This window comes from Pseudomonas taetrolens, from assembly GCF_900475285.1.
Taxonomy (GTDB): domain Bacteria; phylum Pseudomonadota; class Gammaproteobacteria; order Pseudomonadales; family Pseudomonadaceae; genus Aquipseudomonas; species Aquipseudomonas taetrolens.
In genome coordinates this window covers 3,126,467-3,146,846 of the sequence record NZ_LS483370.1, presented here as the reverse complement: position 1 = coordinate 3,146,846, position 20,380 = coordinate 3,126,467, and the positions used below count along the sequence as shown (strand labels likewise).

21 protein-coding genes are annotated in these 20,380 nt (G+C 58.5%); 4 read left to right on the top strand and 17 right to left on the bottom strand.

Annotation, left to right across the window (positions count from 1 at the left end):
* Positions 1–89 precede the first annotated feature (89 nt).
* The 5 genes from DQN55_RS14490 to gcl all read right to left on the bottom strand — a co-directional run bounded on the left by DQN55_RS14490 (position 90) and on the right by gcl (position 5,592).
* Entirely contained in the window at positions 90–911 is an 822-nt protein-coding gene (locus DQN55_RS14490) for an ion transporter (protein WP_048383062.1), read from the bottom strand.
* Positions 912–950: 39 nt separating this feature from the next.
* On the bottom strand, positions 951–1,856 hold the full coding sequence (locus DQN55_RS14485) for an urea transporter (RefSeq protein WP_048383063.1): 906 nt from the start codon (positions 1,854–1,856) through the stop codon (positions 951–953).
* Positions 1,857–1,973: 117 nt separating this feature from the next.
* Positions 1,974–2,861, bottom strand: coding sequence for a 2-hydroxy-3-oxopropionate reductase (locus DQN55_RS14480; RefSeq protein ID WP_048383064.1), 888 nt, complete (start codon positions 2,859–2,861; stop codon positions 1,974–1,976).
* 83 nt (positions 2,862–2,944) lie between these two features.
* Positions 2,945–3,727 (bottom strand): hydroxypyruvate isomerase, encoded by a 783-nt coding sequence (hyi, locus tag DQN55_RS14475; RefSeq protein ID WP_048383065.1) that lies wholly within the window; start codon positions 3,725–3,727, stop codon positions 2,945–2,947.
* Positions 3,728–3,816: 89 nt separating this feature from the next.
* Positions 3,817–5,592: a glyoxylate carboligase gene (gcl, locus tag DQN55_RS14470; RefSeq protein WP_048383066.1), complete on the bottom strand. Its 1,776-nt coding sequence runs from the start codon at positions 5,590–5,592 to the stop codon at positions 3,817–3,819.
* A 266-nt stretch (positions 5,593–5,858) separates the two neighbouring features.
* On the opposite strand from gcl, the gene DQN55_RS14465 reads away from it, so the two are divergent.
* Positions 5,859–6,299, top strand: a complete 441-nt coding sequence (locus tag DQN55_RS14465; protein ID WP_048383067.1) for a GlcG/HbpS family heme-binding protein — start codon at positions 5,859–5,861, stop codon at positions 6,297–6,299.
* Positions 6,300–6,613: 314 nt separating this feature from the next.
* Here DQN55_RS14465 and DQN55_RS14460 read toward each other — a convergent pair whose 3' ends face one another.
* The gene (locus tag DQN55_RS14460) at positions 6,614–7,219 is read right to left on the bottom strand and encodes a TetR/AcrR family transcriptional regulator (RefSeq protein ID WP_048383068.1); all 606 of its coding nucleotides are present in this window, start codon (positions 7,217–7,219) and stop codon (positions 6,614–6,616) included.
* A 132-nt stretch (positions 7,220–7,351) separates the two neighbouring features.
* Between DQN55_RS14460 and DQN55_RS14455 the strand changes: the two genes are divergently transcribed.
* Entirely contained in the window at positions 7,352–8,293 is a 942-nt protein-coding gene (locus tag DQN55_RS14455; RefSeq protein WP_048383069.1) for a DUF808 domain-containing protein, read from the top strand.
* Here the strand turns inward: DQN55_RS14455 and DQN55_RS14450 are convergent.
* Positions 8,290–9,495, bottom strand: coding sequence for an MFS transporter (locus DQN55_RS14450; RefSeq protein WP_048383070.1), 1,206 nt, complete (start codon positions 9,493–9,495; stop codon positions 8,290–8,292). The genes DQN55_RS14455 and DQN55_RS14450 overlap by 4 nt on opposite strands.
* A gap of 204 nt (positions 9,496–9,699) precedes the next feature.
* On the opposite strand from DQN55_RS14450, the gene DQN55_RS14445 reads away from it, so the two are divergent.
* Positions 9,700–10,311 (top strand): TetR/AcrR family transcriptional regulator, encoded by a 612-nt coding sequence (locus DQN55_RS14445; RefSeq protein WP_048383071.1) that lies wholly within the window; start codon positions 9,700–9,702, stop codon positions 10,309–10,311.
* Between the two features lie 10 nt (positions 10,312–10,321).
* Here DQN55_RS14445 and DQN55_RS14440 read toward each other — a convergent pair whose 3' ends face one another.
* The 8 genes from DQN55_RS14440 to puuE form a co-directional block, all read right to left on the bottom strand.
* Positions 10,322–11,107, bottom strand: coding sequence for an outer membrane protein OmpK (locus tag DQN55_RS14440; protein WP_048383072.1), 786 nt, complete (start codon positions 11,105–11,107; stop codon positions 10,322–10,324).
* 361 nt (positions 11,108–11,468) lie between these two features.
* Entirely contained in the window at positions 11,469–12,254 is a 786-nt protein-coding gene (locus tag DQN55_RS14435) for an outer membrane protein OmpK (RefSeq protein ID WP_048383073.1), read from the bottom strand.
* Positions 12,255–12,370: 116 nt separating this feature from the next.
* Entirely contained in the window at positions 12,371–13,735 is a 1,365-nt protein-coding gene (locus DQN55_RS14430) for a nucleobase:cation symporter-2 family protein (protein WP_048383074.1), read from the bottom strand.
* 87 nt (positions 13,736–13,822) lie between these two features.
* Positions 13,823–15,109: a urate hydroxylase PuuD gene (locus DQN55_RS14425; RefSeq protein ID WP_048383075.1), complete on the bottom strand. Its 1,287-nt coding sequence runs from the start codon at positions 15,107–15,109 to the stop codon at positions 13,823–13,825.
* A 57-nt stretch (positions 15,110–15,166) separates the two neighbouring features.
* The gene (locus DQN55_RS14420; RefSeq protein WP_048383076.1) at positions 15,167–15,670 is read right to left on the bottom strand and encodes an ureidoglycolate lyase; all 504 of its coding nucleotides are present in this window, start codon (positions 15,668–15,670) and stop codon (positions 15,167–15,169) included.
* 99 nt (positions 15,671–15,769) lie between these two features.
* On the bottom strand, positions 15,770–16,765 hold the full coding sequence (gene alc, locus DQN55_RS14415; RefSeq protein ID WP_048383077.1) for an allantoicase: 996 nt from the start codon (positions 16,763–16,765) through the stop codon (positions 15,770–15,772).
* Positions 16,766–16,826: 61 nt separating this feature from the next.
* Positions 16,827–17,342 carry a 2-oxo-4-hydroxy-4-carboxy-5-ureidoimidazoline decarboxylase gene (uraD, locus tag DQN55_RS14410; RefSeq protein WP_048383078.1) on the bottom strand — a complete coding sequence of 172 codons (516 nt, stop codon included), beginning with the start codon at positions 17,340–17,342 and terminating at the stop codon, positions 16,827–16,829.
* Positions 17,339–18,268, bottom strand: a complete 930-nt coding sequence (gene puuE / locus DQN55_RS14405) for an allantoinase PuuE (protein WP_048383079.1) — start codon at positions 18,266–18,268, stop codon at positions 17,339–17,341. The genes uraD and puuE overlap by 4 nt, the downstream gene beginning before the upstream one ends.
* 415 nt (positions 18,269–18,683) lie before the next feature.
* On the opposite strand from puuE, the gene uraH reads away from it, so the two are divergent.
* Positions 18,684–19,037: a hydroxyisourate hydrolase gene (gene uraH / locus DQN55_RS14400; RefSeq protein ID WP_048383080.1), complete on the top strand. Its 354-nt coding sequence runs from the start codon at positions 18,684–18,686 to the stop codon at positions 19,035–19,037.
* A 160-nt stretch (positions 19,038–19,197) separates the two neighbouring features.
* Here the strand turns inward: uraH and DQN55_RS14395 are convergent, their stop codons facing one another.
* Both DQN55_RS14395 and DQN55_RS14390 read right to left on the bottom strand, forming a co-directional pair.
* Complete coding sequence (locus tag DQN55_RS14395; protein WP_048383081.1) at positions 19,198–19,824, bottom strand: LysE family translocator; 627 nt, start codon at positions 19,822–19,824, stop codon at positions 19,198–19,200.
* A gap of 112 nt (positions 19,825–19,936) precedes the next feature.
* Entirely contained in the window at positions 19,937–20,377 is a 441-nt protein-coding gene (locus tag DQN55_RS14390) for a MarR family winged helix-turn-helix transcriptional regulator (RefSeq protein ID WP_048383082.1), read from the bottom strand.
* Positions 20,378–20,380: the final 3 nt, after the last annotated feature.

The following is a 20,380-nucleotide window of genomic DNA, read 5'->3' as shown; positions in this document are numbered from 1 at the left end:
ATTCCTTGTTATGGGAGCAATAAAGGGGCAATTTGCGAGCGACTATAGCTGCTGCTGTATAGTCCTTAAAAGATTAAAAAGTACTTTTGTTATGCTTTTTTACTAAATAGCGCATTGCCACACCGCGAACAAAATGAGGCCGCCGGTTCGTGGGTGTTCTTCTTGCAGGTGGGGCAGTTGTGCTTGAGTTGCTCGCCGCGCATGGCATTGGCCAGTTCGGCGGTAAAAATCCCGGTGGGCACGGCGATGATCGAGTAACCGGTGATCATCACCATGGCCGAGATGATCTGGCCGAGCACGGTTTTGGGCACGATATCACCGAAGCCGACCGTGGTCAGCGTGACGATGGCCCAATAGATACTGAGCGGGATGCTGGTAAAACCGTTTTCAGGACCTTCGACGACGTACATCAAGGTGCCGAACACGGTAACCAGCGTCGACACGCTGACCAGAAATACGATGATTTTCTGTTTGCTGCCGCGCAGGGCCGAGAGCAGGTAATTGGCCTGGCTCAGGTACGGGCGCAGCTTGAGTACGCGAAAAATTCGCAGCATGCGGATGATGCGGATAATCAGCAGGTACTGCGCATCGCTGTAGTAAATGGCCAGAATCCCCGGCACGATCGCCAGCAAGTCCACCAGCCCATAAAAACTGAAGGCGTAACGTAGGGGCTTGGGCGAGCAATACAGGCGCAAGGCGTATTCCACCGCGAACACAAGGGTGAATCCCCATTCGATGTACGCCAGCAACGCCGCGTAGTCGCGGTGGATGCTGTCGATACTGTCGAGGACCACCACCACCAGGCTGAGCAGAATAATCAGCAGCAGTGCGGTGTCGAAGCGCCGTCCGGCTGCCGTGTCGGCTTGAAAGACCATGACATACAAGCGTTGGCGCCAATCGTTGTTATCCATGCAGGTTGCTCGATGCCCAAATATCAGAAGGTTCGAGGATTAACGCTCAATGCGCAACCTGCATTGTTCTTTTGCTTCTAGAGGCTTGGGCCAGAGCGCCCTCAGTGTGGCCTGGACCAGCCAGCAGCCAAGAATAAAAGGGGCGGTCAGGGGTGGCAGGCCAAGTGCCGAAAAAACCGGAAGCAGCAACAACGTCAGGAGAATGCCGAGTGCGGGCAGCCAGGGACGCTGAGGTTGATGGCTCAGGGCCAATGCGGCCAGCACCGGGTTATAGCCGGTGAGTCCGCTCAGCGCGTCGCCCGGTTCCTGCTGCCAGAGCCCGAACAGCAGGCCGGCCAAAGAGCCCGTCAGTGCCCACAATGCCGCGCGCCAGTTGCTCAGCCACACACCGATCACGATCAACAGCCCCGCAAGCGGATGTTGCAGCAGCATCACCTGGCCGACACCTTTGAGCAGGGCCAGCACCAGCGTCAGGCTATTGAGCGTTGAGTCGAGAGGCGCGGCGGGAGCTGGGTTGGCAGTGAAGTGCAGCACGATCCAGCCCAGGCCCACAAAAGGCGCGGTGTAGGCCATCAGGACAGGCGTATGGCGGGTACGCTTGAGCCATTGCTGGATCAGGATCGAGCTGAACCCGGCGCAGGCGATGATCAGCAGGGGCAGCAGCGCGGACCACGGCAGTTGATGGCTCAGCAGCAGGCCCAGCAGCGCACCGTTGTAGCTGTAAAGTCCGGCCTGGCGTTCGGCTTTGGCATAGCCCCGGCGTTGGGCCGTCAGCAGGCCCGATGCGGCGCCCAACAAGGCACCGGCGAGCAAGGTGGGGGCACTGACCAGAATCGCCAGCAGGCAAAACACGCCGCACACGGGATGACGTTGCAGGAAAATCTGGCTGAAACCATTGCACAGAGCAGTGGCCCAGTCGGGGCACTGGGGAGTGAGCAGGGGCATACTCGTGGCTCGATCAGCTTTTTTGGGGATGTGCAGAGGTCCCCGCGTCAAAGGCAGGTGCCTGCAGTCGATGTAGACATCACAGCGGCGCCTGCGGGGCAGGCGCCGGAGAAGGAGTCAGTCGCGGATCGAGAAGTTGGCCATGTGTTCCAGGCCTTTGATCAGCGCGGAGTGATCCCAGTTGCCGCCACCCAGCGCAGCGCAGGTACTGAACACCTGCTGTGCGTTGGCAGTGTTGGGCAGGTTGATCCCCAGTTCACGAGCGCCAGCCAGCGCCAGGTTGAGGTCTTTCTGATGCAGGCTGATACGGAACCCTGGATCGAACGTGCCTTTGATCATGCGTTCGCCATGCACTTCGAGGATTTTTGACGAAGCAAAGCCGCCCATCAGCGCTTCGCGAACCTTGGCCGGATCCGCCCCGTTTTTGGCCGCGAATACCAGCGCTTCGGCAACCGCCTGAATGTTCAGGGCCACGATGATCTGGTTCGCCACCTTGGCGGTCTGGCCATCGCCGTTGCCGCCGACCAGGGTGATGTTTTTACCCATGCTCTGCAGCAAGGGCAGAGCCCGCTCGAAGGTTTTTTCGTCACCGCCGACCATGATGCTCAGGGTGCCCGCTTTTGCGCCGACCTCACCGCCGGAAACCGGGGCGTCCAGGTATTGCGCACCCTTGGCGTTGATTTTTTCAGCGAAAGCCTTGGTCGCGGTCGGTGAGATCGAGCTCATGTCGATCACCACCTTGTTCGGGCTCAGGCCAGCGGCAATGCCGTCCTCGCGGAACAGCACGTCTTCGACCTGAGGGGTGTCGGGCACCATGACAATGATGAACTCGGCCTCTTGGGCAACTTCCCTGGGGTTGGCCAGCGCCACGGCGCCTGCGGCCACCAGTTCGGCGGGAGCGGCGCCGTGGTGAGTCGACAGGAACAGGCTGTGCCCGGCCTTTTGCAGGTTGCTGGCCATAGGTGAGCCCATGATGCCGGTGCCGATAAATCCGATTTTAGCCATGACAAATCCTCTTGTTTTTATTGGAGGTCTGATTCGTTTCTGCAGGAACGGTGCTTGCTCCAGCAATAGAAAGAGGGTGTTGCTTAAACCGCATTATGGGTTTTGAGCCAGCCAAGGCCGGCTTCGGTGCTGGTCAGGGGCTTGTATTCACAGCCTACCCAGCCTTGATAGCCAATGCGGTCGAGGTGTTTGAACAGGAAGCGGTAGTTGATTTCACCGGTGCCCGGTTCGTGGCGGCCGGGGTTATCGGCCAGCTGGATATGGTTGATCTGCGGCAGGTGCGCTTGCATCGTGCGGGCCAGATCCCCCTCCATGATTTGCATGTGGTAGATGTCGTATTGCAGGAACAGGTTGGCGCTGCCGACCTTCTCCTGGATGGCCAGGGCCTGGCGGGTGTTGTTCAGGTAGAAGCCCGGAATGTCACGGGTATTGATGGCTTCCATGACCAGTCTGATACCGTGCGCCTGCAGCTTGTCGGCCGCGTACTTGAGGTTGGCGACAAAGGTTTTTTCGACCACGGCGGGGTCTGTGCCCTGCGGGCAGATACCGGCCAGGCAGTTGATCTGGTCATTGCCCAGCACTTGGGCATAGGCAATGGCGAGGTCCACGCCGGCACGAAACTCTTCGATACGGTCGGGGAGGCAGGCAATGCCGCGTTCACCGTTGGCCCAATCCCCGGCCGGCAGGTTGAACAGGACTTGGGTCAGCTTGTTGGCCTCGAGCTGGGCCTTGATCTCGGCGGAGCTGTAATCGTAGGGAAACAGGTATTCAACGCCGTGGAAACCAGCGTTGGCAGCCGCTTGAAAACGGACAAGAAAATCCTGTTCGGTGAACAGCATGGACAGGTTGGCGGCAAAACGCGGCATGGTGAACTCCTGTGAAAGTGTTGGCCCCCTGAGGGGCCTTTGCGTCTGTTCAGATCTCGGCAACGTTTGTGCGGCGGATAGACCTGAGATTAATCCAGCATCGAAATGGCGGTCGGTGCATCGTTACCTACCAGCGCCAAGTCTTCAAACTCATTCACGGCGTTGATTTCAGTGCCCATCGAAATATTGGTCACGCGCTCCAGAATGATTTCCACCACCACCGGCACGCGGAACTCTTTGATCAGCTCTTGTGCCTGGCGCAGTGCGGGCTGGATCTGGCCGGGCTCGAACACGCGCAGCGCCTTGCAGCCCAAGCCTTGTGCGACCGCCACGTGATCGACGCCGTAACCGTTGAGTTCAGGGGCATTCAGGTTGTCGAAAGACAACTGCACGCAGTAGTCCATTTCGAAACCGCGCTGCGCCTGACGAATAAGCCCCAGGTAGGAGTTGTTCACCACTACGTGGATATACGGCAGGTTGAATTGAGCGCCCACCGCCAGCTCTTCAATCATGAACTGGAAGTCGTAGTCGCCCGACAATGCCACGACATTGCGGTTCGGGTCGGCTTTGACCACGCCCAGTGCGGCTGGAATGGTCCAGCCCAACGGGCCGGCCTGACCGCAGTTGATCCAGTGACGCGGTTTGTAAACGTGCAGGAATTGCGCACCGGCAATCTGCGACAAACCGATGGTGCTCACATAACAGGTGTCTTTGCCGAAGACCTGGTTCATCTCTTCGTACACGCGTTGTGGTTTGACCGGTACGTTGTCGAAGTGAGTCTTGCGGTGCAGGGTGGCCTTGCGCTGCTGGCAGTCCTGGAGCCAGGCGCTGCGGTTTTTCAGCTTGCCGGCAGCTTTCCACTCGCGGGCAACCTCGAGGAACACCTTCAGTGCCAGACCTGCATCGGAAACGATGCCCAGATCCGGGGTGAAGACACGGCCGATTTGCGTCGGCTCGATATCAACGTGAATAAAGGTGCGGCCTTTGGTGTAGACCTCGACTGAGCCGGTGTGGCGGTTCGCCCAGCGGTTGCCGATGCCCAGCACCACATCGGATTCAAGCAGGGTGGCGTTGCCGTAACGGTGGGAGGTTTGCAGACCGACCATACCCACCATCAGCGGGTGATCATCGGCAATGGTGCCCCAGCCCATCAATGTCGGGACAACCGGGATGCCAGTCAGCTCAGCGAACTCGACCAACAGTTCGCTGGCATCGGCGTTGATCACACCGCCGCCGCTGACCAGCAGCGGACGTTCGGCCTGATTGAGCAGGGTCAGGGCTTTTTCTACCTGGGTCCGCGTCGCCGAAGGTTTGGCCAGCGGCAGCGGCTCATAGGCGTCGATATCGAATTCGATTTCTGCCATTTGCACGTCAAAAGGCAGGTCGATCAATACCGGGCCGGGGCGGCCGGAGCGCATTTCGTAAAAGGCTTTCTGGAAGGCGTAGGGCACCTGGCCCGGTTCCAGCACGGTGGTCGCCCACTTGGTCACGGGCTTGACGATGCTGGTGATGTCCACGGCCTGGAAGTCTTCCTTGTGCATCCGGGCCCGGGGTGCCTGGCCGGTAATGCACAGAATCGGGATGGAGTCGGCGCTGGCGCTGTACAGGCCGGTCACCATGTCGGTGCCCGCCGGCCCGGAAGTGCCGATGCACACCCCAATATTGCCGGCCTTGGTGCGGGTATACCCCTCAGCCATGTGCGAGGCACCTTCGACGTGGCGAGCAAGGACGTGATCGATGCCCCCGACCTTTTGCAGGGCCGAGTACAGCGGGTTGATGGCGGCGCCCGGGATGCCGAATGCAGTGTTGACACCTTCGCGACGCATCACCAAAACGGCGGCTTCGATTGCTCTCATTTTGCTCATTGCTTTGTGCCTCTTACGTTTTGTAATTGTATACAAGTGGCTGTGTGGCGAGTGTATTCATGCTCCGGTGTATCGGTCAATCGGTTTTATCGGTTGAATGAGGCGAAGGCTTTAAGCCCTGTATTGCAGCGCTTAAGGGTAAGGGTTATTAAATTTATGAAAAAAATTGTATACATAATGATTGTAAGTTGTGATCTATTATTGCGATCGGCTGGGCCCTGAATGGCCGGCAAAAGGCTTTCCATAACAAGATAAGGACAGCAACCATGAGTGCTTTAACCTTGAAAGTCGCTTTAAACCTGACTGCCCAGGCCTTGGGCGCCGGGCGCCAGATAAACGCGGCACCGCTAACAGTGGCGGTGCTGGATAGCGGTGGACATTTACTGGCGTTGCAACGCGAAGACGGTGCCAGCCTGTTGCGCCCCTCGATTGCAATCGGCAAGGCGTGGGGCGCGGTTGCACTGGGCAAGGGCTCGCGGTTACTGGCGCTGGATGCGCAGCAACGGCCGGCATTTTTTGCCGCGCTCAATGGCATGGGGCAGAGCGACGTAGTGCCGGCACCGGGCGGGGTCTTGATTCGTGACGATGCGGGTCATGTGATCGGCGCGATTGGCATCAGCGGCGACACCTCGGATATCGACGAGCAATGCGCGATCAGTGCGATAGAGACGCTGGGCCTGCGGGCGGATGCGGGAGTGGCGATCTGATGTAGCGAGCAAGCCCGACGCCTGCAGGGATGGGGAGCTGCCATCGCTCTACGTTTCTGCAGGCGCGTGCTTGCTCGCGATTCAGACGACGCGGTACGCCTGCTAAAACACGGTGCTGCCATCGCTCTACGTTTCTGTAGGAGCGAGCTTGCTCGCGATTCAGGCGACGCGGTACGCCTGCTAAAACACGGTGCTGCCATCGCTCTACGTTTCTGTAGGAGCGAGCTTGCTCGCGATTCAGGCGACGCGATACGTCAGCCAAAACACGGTGCTGCCATCGCGAGCAAGCTCGGCGCCTACAGGGACGCGGTCTGTCAGTCGGGCGCGCAGCCTTTCAACACCATGCGGATGATGGTCTGGGTCGCGGCTTCGTAGTCGCTGTCTTCAAGTTTGGCTTTGCCAGTGATGGCGGAGATTTGCCAGTCGAAGTCGGCGTAGGTCTGGGTGGCCGCCCAGATGCTGAACATCAGGTGATGCGGGTCGATCGGGGCGATCTGACCACGGTCGATCCAGATCTGGATGCAGTCGATGTTATGCCGGGCTTGTGCGTTGAGCAGTTCCACCTGACTTTCGCTCAGGTGCGGGGCGCCATGCATGATTTCGCTGGCGAATACCTTGGACGCAAAAGGCAGGTCGCGTGAAATGAGGATTTTGGAGCGGATGTAGCCACTCAGCACCTCGTTCGGTTCGCCGTCGGCATTGAATGGCGTCGAGGCCCGCAGAATCGGGTCGATGATGCTTTCAAGCACCTCGCGATAGAGGTTTTCCTTGGATTTGAAGTAGTAATAAACATTGGGCTTGGGCACGCCTGCCTTGGCCGCAATGTCGCTGGTCTTGCTGGCCGCGAAACCCTTGTCGGCGAATTCTTCGCTGGCGGCACGCAAAATCAGTTGTTTATTACGTTCGCGGATACTGCTCATAAACCCGATATTTCCTTGCCTGTTTGGGCGGTCGGCCATGGTAGCACCGGGCTTGCAAGCGTCTCAAGATTGTCGCTGCGAGGCTGGCACGCGCTATGCTTAGCGCCATTCATTCAGGAAAGGATCTTCTCCATGGCAGGCAGCAGTTTGCTGATGTTGCTCGACGATATCGCCGCCGTACTCGACGACGTCGCGCTGATGACCAAAATGGCCGCCAAAAAGACTGCGGGGGTACTGGGTGATGACCTGGCGCTCAATGCGCAACAGGTGTCGGGGGTCAGGGCCGAGCGGGAATTGCCGGTGGTGTGGGCAGTGGCCAAAGGCTCGTTTCTCAACAAGCTGATTCTGGTCCCGGCGGCGCTGGCCATCAGCGCTTTTGCACCCTGGGCGGTGATCCCGCTGTTGATGGTCGGTGGTGCTTATCTGTGCTTTGAAGGGTTCGAAAAACTCGCGCACAAGTTTCTTCACAGTGCCGCTGAAGAACAAGGTGAGCGACAAGCCCTGCACGAGGCGGTTGTCGACCCCGAAATCGACCTGGTGGCTTTTGAAAAAGACAAGATCAAAGGCGCTGTGCGCACCGATTTCATTTTGTCGGCCGAGATCATTGCCATCACCCTGGGCACGGTGGCCGATGCGCCCTTGATGCAGCAAGTGATCGTGTTGTCCGGCATCGCGATCGTAATGACCATTGGTGTCTATGGCTTGGTGGGTGGCATCGTCAAGCTCGATGATGGCGGCCTGTACTTGAGCCAGAAGACCGGTGAAGGCCTCTGGACCCGGGCCCAGCGCAGTTTTGGCCGGGGTGTGCTGAACACGGCACCGTACATGATGAAAAGCCTGTCGGTGATCGGCACGGCGGCAATGTTCATGGTCGGTGGCAGCATCCTGACCCACGGTGTGCCGGTGGTGCATCACTGGATCGAAGGTGTCGCCCAACACAGCGCCCAGTGGTTGAGTGTGGTGTCGGTCATTGTGCCGACCTTGCTCAACGCCGTGGCCGGCATTATTGCCGGCGCAGTGGTGTTGGTCGGGGTGATGGCCGTGAGCAAACTCTGGCGTGCCGTTAAAGGCTAGTGCGTCGCGAGGGTGCGGGGCAGGGTGCTGTTTTGCAGCAAGCGGTAACCCGATATTGCGAACAGCAACATCCCGCCCCCCGCCGCCAGTGACACGGTGAAACCGGCCTGTGCGCCGTAGGCGTCGATGACCCAGCCGCCAACAACGGCGCCCAGGGCAACACCGATGCCCAGGCCGGTAATCATCCAGGTCAGGCCCTCGGTCAGTTTGGCCGCCGGCACGATGTTTTCCACCAGGCCCATCGCCGTGATCAATGTCGGTGCGAAAAACAGCCCGGCGACAAACATGGCCACGGCCAGGGTGGTGATGCTGTTGACCCACATCAGCGGCACGACGGCAATGGCGGTGGCCAATGCCCCCAGCAAGAACAGCTTGGGCAACGGCATGTTGAGCTTCAAGGTGCCAAACACCAGCCCGACGATGCACGAGCCCAGCGCGTACACGGACAGCACAATGCTGGCGGCGGCGGGCTGACCTTGTTGTTGAGCGAACGCCACGCTGACCACATCCACGGTACCGACAATGGTGCCCATGCCCAGCAGCACCATCAGCAAGATCACCACTGCCCTCTGACGCAGCACCGTGCCGTGATGTTCAGTGCTGCGCGGATGCACGGGGGGTTCGGTTTTGCGCTGCATGACAAAGGCGGTCACGCCGATGGCCAGCAGAATCGCTGCTGCCAGGGGCCCGGCCTGAGGGAATACCGCCACGCTGAGCCCTACCGAAATGGGCGGTCCGACGATAAAGCTGACTTCATCGAGCACCGACTCCAGCGAAAAGGCCGTGTGCAGTTTGGGTGAGCCGCGGTACAGCTCCGTCCAGCGCGCCCGCACCATCGCCGGCATGCTCGGAATAAAGCCGGCCAAAGCTGCAGACACGAACAGGGTCCAGTCCGGAGTGCCTAAATGGCTGCACAGCAGCAGCGCCAACAGCCCGCCCACCCCAAGTGCGGTAACGCCCGGCAGTACCCGGCCTTGTCCGTAACGGTCGACCCAGCGCGAGATCTGGGGCGCAATCAGCGCCATCGCCAGGGCAAAGGTCGCCGCCACAGCGCCGGCCAGCCAATACGAACCGTGCAGTTGAGCCAGCAAGGTAATGATGCCGATCCCGGTCATGGAAATCGGCATGCGTGCGATCAGGCCCGCAGCACAAAAGGCCTTGCTGCCCGGGGCGCTGAAAATCTCGCGATAAGGATTAGCCATTGAAGCTCCACAACAATAAAAGGTGTGGACGCGGGGACTGCGAGTGCATCAGCGCGTCTTCGATTGAAATCGGGCTGAATGCATCGGAGCAAGCTCGCGCCTACGGTATTGGGGCTACGTCACATACGCAGCGTATGCAGAAATATACGCATACGTGACGTATGTCAATTAACATACGCTACGTATCCAAAAAAGGAGGCGAACATGGCCCCCAAAGCCCGCTCGCAAATGATTGAAGAAACCCGTGCCAAGTTGCTGGAGGCTGCGCGTCACGCGTTTGGTTCAGTGGGCTATGCCCAGACCTCGATGGATGACCTGACGGCGTCTGTCGGGCTGACCCGGGGAGCGTTGTACCACCACTTTGGCGATAAAAAAGGCTTGCTGCTGGCCGTGGTGCAGCAACTGGATGTCGAGCTGGACGCTCAACTGGCGCAGGTGTTCGAGCAGGCGTTGAGCCCATGGGAGGGGTTCAAGGGGCGCTGCCGGATGTTTTTGGAGATGGCGCTGGAGGTCGAGGTGCAGCGAATCATGCTGCGTGATGCACCGTCGGTGCTGGGCTCGGAATACTTGCAGAGCAGTCAGTCGGAGTGCAGTTCATCCCTGGCAGCGATGCTCCAGGACTTGATGGACACCCGGGTAGTGCGACGCACCGACCCTGAAGCGCTGGCGCGCTTGATCCAGGGCGGGCTGATGGACACGTCCTTCTGGATTGCCGGGGACAACCACCCGCCGCAGCGTCTGGTGGCAGCGCTGGACAGTCTTGACTTGATGTTGAACGGCATATTGCGGGCGCCTCAACCGGACCTGGCCGGCTGAGGCGGGCGCATCAGAAGTGGTATTTCACCAGCAGGCTTGCCGTGTTCTGGTTGGTGGTGAAAGAGCCGCTGTCTTCAATGCCGTACTTGTTTTTCCAGTAGTCGTATTCGATACCGACATACAACTGTTTATCGCCCCAGCTCAAGGCCTTGCCCAGGTCATATTTGATCTGTGGGTTGAAGTGCAGGTTGGCGTGGTAAGTGCCGCGCGAGTTCTGGTCGTTGTCGACCACCCAGTCCATGTAGCCATCAATCAGCACATCTGAGTTGCCCACTGGCAGGGTGTAGGACCACACCGGTGTGATCTGCCAAACGCCCTTGCCGGCACGGTTGCCTTCAGGGAAGCGCTTATAGAAGTTCAGCTGGAAGTAATCGAAGCCCGGCACGTTGAGGTCGAAACCCGGACCAATCAGGTAAGCGTCGGAGTCGCCTTCACCAAACTCGTAGGTCATGGCCAGCAACACGTCTTTGATCGGGCCAAATTCAAACTTCTGATCGAAGATTTTGCCCATCGACAGGCGGGGGGTGAATTCGCCGTAATAAGTATTGGGGCCCAGGTTGCCGTCTTCTTTGGCGTTGTAAAAAATACGATCCAGAAAGAAGAAGTTGTCACCGTACTTCCAGCTGTCAGCATGCTCGAAGGTCACAGTTTGTTGAATCGCTGGATTCACCTTGAAGTTCTTGCCCCACAAGTACGTCAGGCTGTTGGTTTGCCATTGCAACAGGTCGCCGGCGACGGCCGGAGTCCCGCCCAGCAAGCCCCCCGCAAGCATCAGGCTGGTCAAGGTACGGTTCATTCGGTTGCTCCAAAAAAATAAGGTTTTGCGCTTAAAAGAACACGACGCTCTGGATAGGCATCTTGGTTCCCGATGTTTTATAGACGGCTTTAAAACTTGCCCAATCGGTCAGTTTTATAGCTGACAGCAAGTACCGGGCCATGCCTGTCAAAGGCCCGCAGCCGTTGTTTGGCCGGGGCGTGAAACAGGGTAATGAAAGGCCGTAACTCATTGAGTTAAAGATATAAAGTTGGCTTTAAAGTCAGCTTTAAAACAGTGTCGGCTATTGAGCGGCCGCGGAGAATACTGGCTCTGGCGCTTGCACTCAAGCGCCCTGTCATTGTGCGGGGTGCGCGATGACAGGGCGGGCGCAGGATTTGAATCAGAAGTGGACTTTGATCAGGGCGCTGGCGGTGTTTTGGTTGGTGTCCAGCCGGTGGCTGTTTTCGATGCCGTATTTGTCTTTCCAATAGCTGTATTCAATACCGACATACAACTGCTTGTCCCCCAAGCGCAGCGCTTTGCCCAGGTCATATTTGATCTGCGGATTAATGTGCAGGTTAGCGTGGTAGGTACCGCGTGAATTCTGGTCGTTGTCGACCACCCAATCGATGTAGCCGTCAATCAGCAGGTTGGAGCGCCCCATTGGGATGCTGTAGGAAAACGACGGAGTGATCTGCCAGACACCCGTGCCTGGGCGTGGCCCTTCGGTGTGGCGGCGATAGAAATTAAGGGTGAAGTAATTGAAGCCAGGCACTGCCAGGTCGAAGCCGGGGCCGATCAGATAAGCCTCGCTGTCACCTTCGCCGTATTCGTAGGTCATGGCCAGCAACACGTCCTTGATCGGGCCGAACTCGAGCTTCTGATCGAAAATCTTGCCGAACGAGAGCCGGGGGCTGAACTCGCCGTAGTAGGTGTGCGGCCCCTTGTTCGGATCCGCTTTGCCGTTGTAGAAAATACGGTCGACGAACAGGAAGTTATCGCCGTACTTCCATTTGTCGGCGTGTTCAAAGGTCATCGTTTGCTGGATCGAAGGGTTGATCGCAAAGTTTTTGCCGTAGAGGTAGGTCAGGCTGTTGGTCTGCCACAAAAACAGATCTCCGGCCATGGCTTGACCGGCAGCCAAAAGCCCACCCGCGAGCGTAACGCCCCAGTGTTTGCAGTTCATGGGTCATTCCCTTTTTATTATTGTTTTACTGAAACGCGCGTGCATGCTCCGTCAGGAGATGCCGCCGGTTGCGACCTTCAAGCGTGTGATCGCAGCCGGCGTGTGCTGTGCCAGTTTTAGAGTTGATGCACGTGACCGCTCATGGCGGCGCGCTCGGCACCGCCCAGAACGTTGAACATCAGGTTCAGGCTGACAGCGCTGACAGCGGCCATGGCGATACCGCTGTGGGTGATGGGGCCCATCCACATCGGCAGGTGAGCGAAGAATTCCGGACGTACGACGGGGATCAGGCCCATGCCAATGCTGACGGCCACCAGCAGTTGATTGCGGCGGTCGGCAATATCGGCTTCCTGGAGGATTTTGATCCCGGTGGCGGCCACCATGCCGAACATGGCAATGGCTGCGCCGCCCAATACCGCGGGCGGAATCGAAGCCACCAAAAAGGCCGCTTTAGGCAGCAGGCTGAGGGTAATCAAAAATACCCCGGCCATGATGGTCACCGAGCGGCAGCGCACGCCGGTCATTTGCACCAGACCGATGTTCTGGGCGAAGGAAGAGTGGGTGAAGGTGTTGAAGAAACCGGCCAGGAACGACGCGCCGGCATCACACAGCAAACCGCGGCGCAGCATGCGCGGGGTGACTTCCTGGCCGGTGATTTTGCCCAGTGCCAGAAACATCCCGGTGGACTCGACGAAAATGATCACCACCACCAGACACATGGACAGGATCGGCGCCAGATGGAACTCAGGCATACCGAAATGCAGCGGCGTGACGATCTGGAACCACGGCGCCTGGCCGATGCCGGAGAGGTCGACCATGCCCAGCGCACCGGACAGCACATACCCCAGCGCCATGCCGATCAGTACCGAGATGTTGACCCAGAAACCGCGCAGGAAGCGATTGATCAGCAAGATGGTGGCCAGCACCAGTGCGGCAATGGACAGGTACAGCGGTGAGCCGAACTGGACGGCTGCATTGCCGCCACCTGCCCAGTTCACCGCCACCGGGAACAGTGACAAGCCGATCGAGGTAATCACCGTCCCAGTCACCAGCGGCGGGAAGAAACGCACGATTTTGGACATGAAGGGCGCGATGATCATCCCGAAGAAACCGGCGGCAATGGTTGCACCAAAGATCCCGGTCATGCCGATGCCTGGCATTCCGGCCATGGCCACCATGCTGCCGACCGCGGCAAAACTGGCGCCCATCATCACCGGCATGCGAATGCCCATAGGCCCGATGCCCATGGACTGCACGATGGTTGCGACCCCTGCCACCAGCAGGTCGGCATTGATCAGGAAAGCGATTTCCTCACGGCTCAGGCCGGCGGCTTGCCCGATAATCAGCGGCACCGCGACAGCGCCTCCGTACATCAACAACACATGCTGTAAACCGACCAGTATCAATTGCAACAACGGCAGCCGCTGAATCGGCGGTGGCGCGGTCACGGCGGGTATGCGCGGTTCGGTTAATTCGGACATGCAACACCTCGGTCTTTTTTATTTTTGTGAGCTAGTGGTGTAATGGCGTGGCCGCACAACCGCGGCGGCCACGCAGCAGCGTGTACGTCAGTGAGTAGAAGCTCCGGTTTTGACCCAGGCACCGATCAGGTCGCGTTCCTGTTGAGTCATCTGGGTAATGTTGCCAACCGGCATGATCTGGCTGGTCACTGCCTGGGCCTGAATCCGCGGCGCCATCAACTGGATCTGTTGCGCCGTGTCGAACATCACGCCTGCCGGAGCCGTGCTGAACAACGGGCTGGTGGGTTTGGCGGAATGACACACGGTGCAGCGCTCCTGGATCACCAGGTGGACCTTTTCGAAGTCGACAGTGGCCACCGGCGCTGCAGGTTCGGGCGTCGCTTCAGGCGCAGGGCCGGCTTGCGGTTTGACACCGCCGACGGCTGTTGCCGGGAGGGGCTGATACTTGATTACCTTGGCCGTCTCGGGCGCGTCGGATACGGGTTTTGGCCCCGTGACATAGGCCAGGCAGATCATGCTCAGTGCCGCGACCGGCAAGGTCCACGCATATTTGTGGCTGTCGTGACGGGTATTGAAGTAATGCCGCACCAGCACTGCCAGAACCGCGATTCCGGCCAGGATCAGCCAGTTGTAGGCGCTGCCGTAGGTGCTCGGAAAGTGGTTGCTGATCATGATGAACAGCACCGGAAGGGTGAAGTAGTTATTGTGCCGCGAGCGCAGCAAGCCTTTGGCGGGCAGGGCCGGATCGGGGCTGCGGCCTTCCTTGATCGCGGCGACCAGCGCGCGCTGGGCTGGCATGATGATGCGAAACACGTTGCCGACCATGATGGTGCCGATGATGGCGCCCACATGCAGATAAGCACCGCGTCCGCTGAACACCTTGCTCAGGGCAAACGCTGCGGCTACCAGCAACACAAACAGGATAAAGCCGAGCAGTGCCGGGCGTTTGCCCAGTGCCGAGTCGCACAGGAAGTCATAAATGAACCAGCCCGCAACCAACGACCCGATACCGATCGCTACTGCTTCAGGGCCGCTCAGGCTGCTGCCGGGTGCAATCAGGTACAGCGCAGGGTTGAAGTAGAACACCAGGCATAACAAGGCGATGCCTGACATCCAGGTGAAATAGGCTTCCCACTTAAACCAGTGCAGGTTGTCCGGCATGGTCGGGGGAGCCAGCTTGTATTTTTCGAGGTGGTAAATGCCGCCGCCGTGAATGGCCCATAAATCGCCGGCCAGACCCTCTTTGGGGGCGGTCCGGTTGAGGTTGTTCTCGAGCCAGACAAAGTAAAACGACGCGCCAATCCAGGCCACACCGGTAATCATATGAATCCAGCGCACGCTCAGATTCAGCCATTCCATTAGATGTGCTTCCACAGTCGCTACCTCTTGCCCGTCACTCGTGCTTGCTGGCGTGAGTGTCAGGGCCTTCTCTTATTGGTGGGGGGCGAGGATCAATCGCTCATCCTCTTTGAAGAAATGCTCATCGCAGTTATTGCCTGCGCCACTGCGATCAACCACCAGGAAGTCATCCCGCTTTTCGATCGTCAGCACCGGGTGGTGCCAGACGCCGCGATGGTAATTAATGCCCTGCCTGCCATTACTGACAAAGGCGCGGACCAAGCCTGATACAGGTGCATCGCCAAGTGGCGCGACCACGATCAGAAAGGGGTTGCCGAGCAGCGGAATAAAAGCCTGGCTGCCCAGCGGATGGCGCTCCAGCATGCACACGGTGAACGGCATGTCCTGCGCATCGGCGCGGAAAATGCTGATGATCGCTTTGTCTTCCGGCGTCGCTGTTTCCACTTCGGCCAGACGATGAAAGCGCATGGTCGAACCGTTATTGATCATGAAGTGGTCGCTGCCGTCGGTTTCAATCACATCACCGAAAGGGGCGAAGGCTTCTTTGGTCAGCGGTTCAATCATCAATGTGCGCATGGTGGTCTTCTTTTTCTGGTTTCTGTCAGGTGTCCGGTCGTGCATGTCCGTATTCTGTAGCCGCTGCCCAAGGCTGCGACAGCGGCTACAGTCGCGGCATTATTTTGCGATTTTGCCCAGGATGCGCAGGCGGCTCACACCACCGTCCGGGAACAGGTTCAAGCGAATATGAGTGATCGGGCCCAGGGCTTTGATCTGTTCGCTGAAGCTGTGCTCTTCGTGCATTTCGAGCTTTTGGCTCGGCAGCAATTCACGCCAGAACAGGCTTTGGGTTTCTATCTGGCTGTCGGTGCCACCTTTGACAAATGCGCCCTGGATCGAGCAGCTGTCCGGGTAGTTCCCTTTGAAGTGCAGGGTGTCGACGACGATTTTTTCGATCTCGCCGGCATGGCCCAATGCGACGATGACCCAGTCATTGCCCGGCGTACGGCGGCGTGCGGTTTCCCAGCCGTCGCCCATGTTGATGCCTCGGCCCGGGTTGAGGATGTTGCTCATGCGGCCGAAGTGTTCGTCGGAGCAGGCGAGGGCGCGGCCACCATTCAGGGCGGCTGCAAGGTCGACCAGTTCGTTGTCGCCTACGGCGGTCCAGTCACGGAACGGCACGCCATACACCCGCAGACGCGCTACACCGCCGTCCGGGTAGATATTGAAACGCAGGTGACTGAACGCCTGGTCATTGTTGATCTCGTGGTAGTGATGGCTGTTGCCTTGCAGCTCGACAGCCGACAGTACTTCAACCCACTCAGTGGTTTCGGTAGGTTCGCCCGAGGCCAGGAAGCAGGCTTCGAGTGAAGCAGACGGCGGGAAGTTGCCGGTGAAGAATGAAGTATCGATGTCCACGCCTTTGATCGAGCCGGGTACGCCCAGGCGGATCACCGCGCTGTCGTAGCCTTCGAAGCGCTTGCGGCGTGACTCCCAGCCGTCCATCCACTTGCCGTTATCATCGAAAACGCCCTCCTTCCATACGGCCGGGGTCGGCTGGAACATCCGGTTGGCGTCAGCGAACCAGTCATCGGTCACCGAGATAATCTTGGTGCCCAGACGGGCGTCGGCCAGGTTAACGAACTTCTCGAAAGGTACGGCGTAAGCTTTCATTCTTCTTGTCTGCCTTTAAATAAGTGGCTGGAGATGCGTCGTCGGCAGGTGCCGGCTTGGCTTAGAGCTGGAGTAATCGGAACAGGGCGATTTTGTTGATTTCTGCCAACGCGCATTTGAACTCGGCGTCTGCCGGGTTGTGGATGCGTGTCTCGAACGCGGCGAGGATCTGGTGCCGGTCGCTGCCTTTTACCGCCATGATGAAGGGAAACTTGAACTTGGCTTTGTAGGCTTCGTTCAGCTCGGTGAAGCGCTGGAACTCTTCGGCCGTGCAGTGGTGAATACCGGCGCCCGCTTGTTCGTGAGTGCTGGCTTCGGTCAGTTGGCCCTGGACGGCAGCTTTGCCGGCCAGGTCCGGGTGAGCATTGATCAGCGCCAGCTGGCTGGCGTGATCGGCGCTCAACAAAATGTCACTCATGCGCTGGTGCAGACTCTCGATCTGATCGACGCTGGCATCCAGGCCCAGGTCCCAGGCCTTTTCCGCGACCCAGGGCGAGTGCTCGTAGATATCGGCAAAGGCCTCGACGAACGCTTCACGGCTCAGAGTCGAAGGTGTGAGGGTCTTGAAGCGGCTCATTTCGAGGCCTCTGCATTAAAAGGGTGGGTAGCTTGCCAGTGGCGGGCAATATCGATCCGGCGCGTGAACCACACCTGCTCATGCCCCTTGGCGTACTCAATAAAACGCTTGAGGGCCGCGAGGCGGGCAGGGCGCCCGATCAAGCGGCAATGCAAGCCGATCGAGAGCATTTTCGGGGCCTCGGCACCTTCGGCATAAAGCACATCGAAAGCATCCTTGAGGTACTGGAAAAACTGCTCGCCGGTATTGAATCCCTGTACCTGGGTGAAGCGCATGTCGTTGGTGTCGAGGGTGTACGGGATCACCAGGTGCGGCTTGCCGGTCGGGTTGTTCGGTTCCCAGTACGGCAGGTCATCGTCATAGGTGTCCGAGTCGTACATAAAGCCGCCTTCTTCCATGACCAGGCGCCGGGTGTTGGGCCCCGTGCGGCCGGTGTACCAGCCCAGCGGACGCTCGCCGCTGATTTCGGTGAGGATGCGAATGGCCTCGAGCATGTGTTCACGCTCCTGGGCTTCATCCATGTACTGGTAGTCGATCCAGCGGTAACCGTGGCTGCAAATCTCGTGCCCTGCAGCGACCATGGCCCGAATGACGTCCGGATGGCGCTGGGCGGCCATAGCGACGGCGAAGACGGTGAGTGGAATATCGAACTCGCGAAACAGCTTGAGCACCCGCCAGACACCGGCGCGGCTACCGTATTCGTAAAGCGATTCCATGCTCATGTTGCGCTCGCCTTGCAGCGGTTGCGCCGAGACCATTTCCGAGAGAAAGGCTTCAGATTCTTTGTCGCCATGGAGGATGTTGCGCTCACCGCCTTCTTCGTAGTTGAGTACAAACGAGAGGGCGATACGGGCGTTGTCCGGCCAATGCGGGTGCGGAGGGGTGGGACCGTAACCAATCAGGTCGCGTGGGTAGTCAGCGCTCACTACAGTCATCCTTATTGTTCGTGTTAACAGTCGATCGGCCAGACCTGGCGTCACTGCGATGGCCTGATTGTATACAACTTTATAAACACTTTGTAAGCCTGTTTTTTTGCATTTTTATCATGCCCTGTACCAAAAAGGTACTTGCAAGAAACCTGCCTGATCGGTCAGCTTATGAATATAAAGTCTATGGGCTCTGCGGCTTTGGTGGATAAACGCCTGTGAGGTATGCCACGCAAGGGTTGCGGAAAATTGCCATTTTAATTGTGTACAATTTTTTTAATAAATGTCTTAATCGTGACATTGCCGCAGACCTGAGTGTTCAGAGGGGATGGCGGCCTTTACGGTGACTCTTATCAATTGACTTCAGGAGGCGCGAGGTCTGGGCCGGTGATCACTGACCAGGCACGCAGAATCAATGGGACGTTTGACTACTCACGTTTTGGATGCCGCACACGGGTGCCCTGGCAGCTCGATCAAGGTTGAGCTCTATCGGGTTGAAGGTTCACAGCTGACACGGATGGCAACGGCGCTGACCAACAGCGACGGTCGTTGCGACACGCCATTGCTGGAGGGCGATGACTACCGCTCCGGGGTTTATCAGTTGCAGTTCAGTGCAGGAGATTATTACCGGGCCCGCGGTGTTGAGTTGCCGGAACCGGCATTTCTGGATGTGGTGGTGCTGCGTTTCGGCATCAATGCCGAGCAGTCGCATTACCACGTGCCCCTGCTGATCTCGCCTTACAGCTACTCGACCTATCGCGGAAGTTAGGGTTCTCTCGATCTGCGCATGTGGTTTTTGCCCGCTCACACTGCGGGCTTTTTTTTGCGTGAATTCCCCAGGCCTGCAGGGGCGAGCCTGGTCGCGATAGCCTTGCTGAGATCACTCAGGCATCGCGAGCAGGCTCGCTCCTACAGAGGGGTATCAATGGTTAGCGACTCAGCAGTGACGCGGTACCGGCCAGGCTGAACAGTCCGGCGCTGATCCGGTTGAACCAGCCCTGGCCCTTGCCGCTGCGCAGGTAACCTGCGGCCCCATGGGCGCCAAGGCCGTAAGCCAGCTTGCACAGCAGGTCGAGCACAGTCCAGGTGGCGATCATCACCAGCAATTGCGGGAGGAAGGGCTGGTCAGGGTTCAGGAACTGCGGCAAAAAAGCTGCAAAGAACAGAATGTCTTTTGGATTGCTGGCGCCGAGCACAAAAGCGCGCCCAAACAGGGCACTAAAGCGCGGTTTGGGTGCAGCTTCAGGTACTTGTGCTGCGGTGGCCGGCTGGCGCGATTGTTTCCAGCTTTGCCAGGCCAGATAGAACAGGTACAGCGCACCCACGATTTTAAGCACGCTGAACAATTGCTCCGAGGCCAGCAACAAGGCACCCAGCCCCAGCGCCGAGGCGCTGAGCAAGCAGATCGAAGCGATCACTCCGCCCAAAAACGCAGGGAACGAGCGACGCAAGCCGTAGTTCAAGCTGTTGCTGATCATCAATAACGACAAAGGCCCGGGGATCAGGATGACCACCAGGGCGGCGCTGCTGAACAGCAGCCAGGTTTCCAGACTCATCACTTCCTCCATGTACAAACGCCCCGCGCCATTGCCGGGCCAAGTGATTTATGCGTTTGTATACAAATAAAGCAAGTATTGTTTTCAGTTATTGGGGCTGGTCTTTGCTGGTTCAGGACAAACGGCTTTGTCCGAGCGCCTGATTGATCGTCAACCAGCCGTTCACAGCTTCTTCACCGGCCTGGCCGAAGACCCGTTGCAGCAGCCTGACCTGCTCGCGCCGAAGGTTTTTTTCGAAGCGCACGCCATCCACCGTCAATTCCAGCAGGCGCTTGCGCTTGTCGGTCTCGGGGGCCACGCTGCGTACCAGGTTCATCTCGATCAGTTGACGCAAGGGCGTGTTCAGCGCCTGCTTGCTGACGCCCAGCAAGGTCAGCAGCTCCTTGACGCTCAAGCCGGGGTAGTGGGCGATAAAAAACACAATGCGCTGATGCACCCGACTGAGCCCACGACGGGCCAGCATCTCATCCGCTTTGGCGGTAAATGCTTGATAGCCAAAGAAGAAGGCTTCCATGGCGGCGCGCTGAGTGGTCGGATTTTTAAGGTCAAGCATATT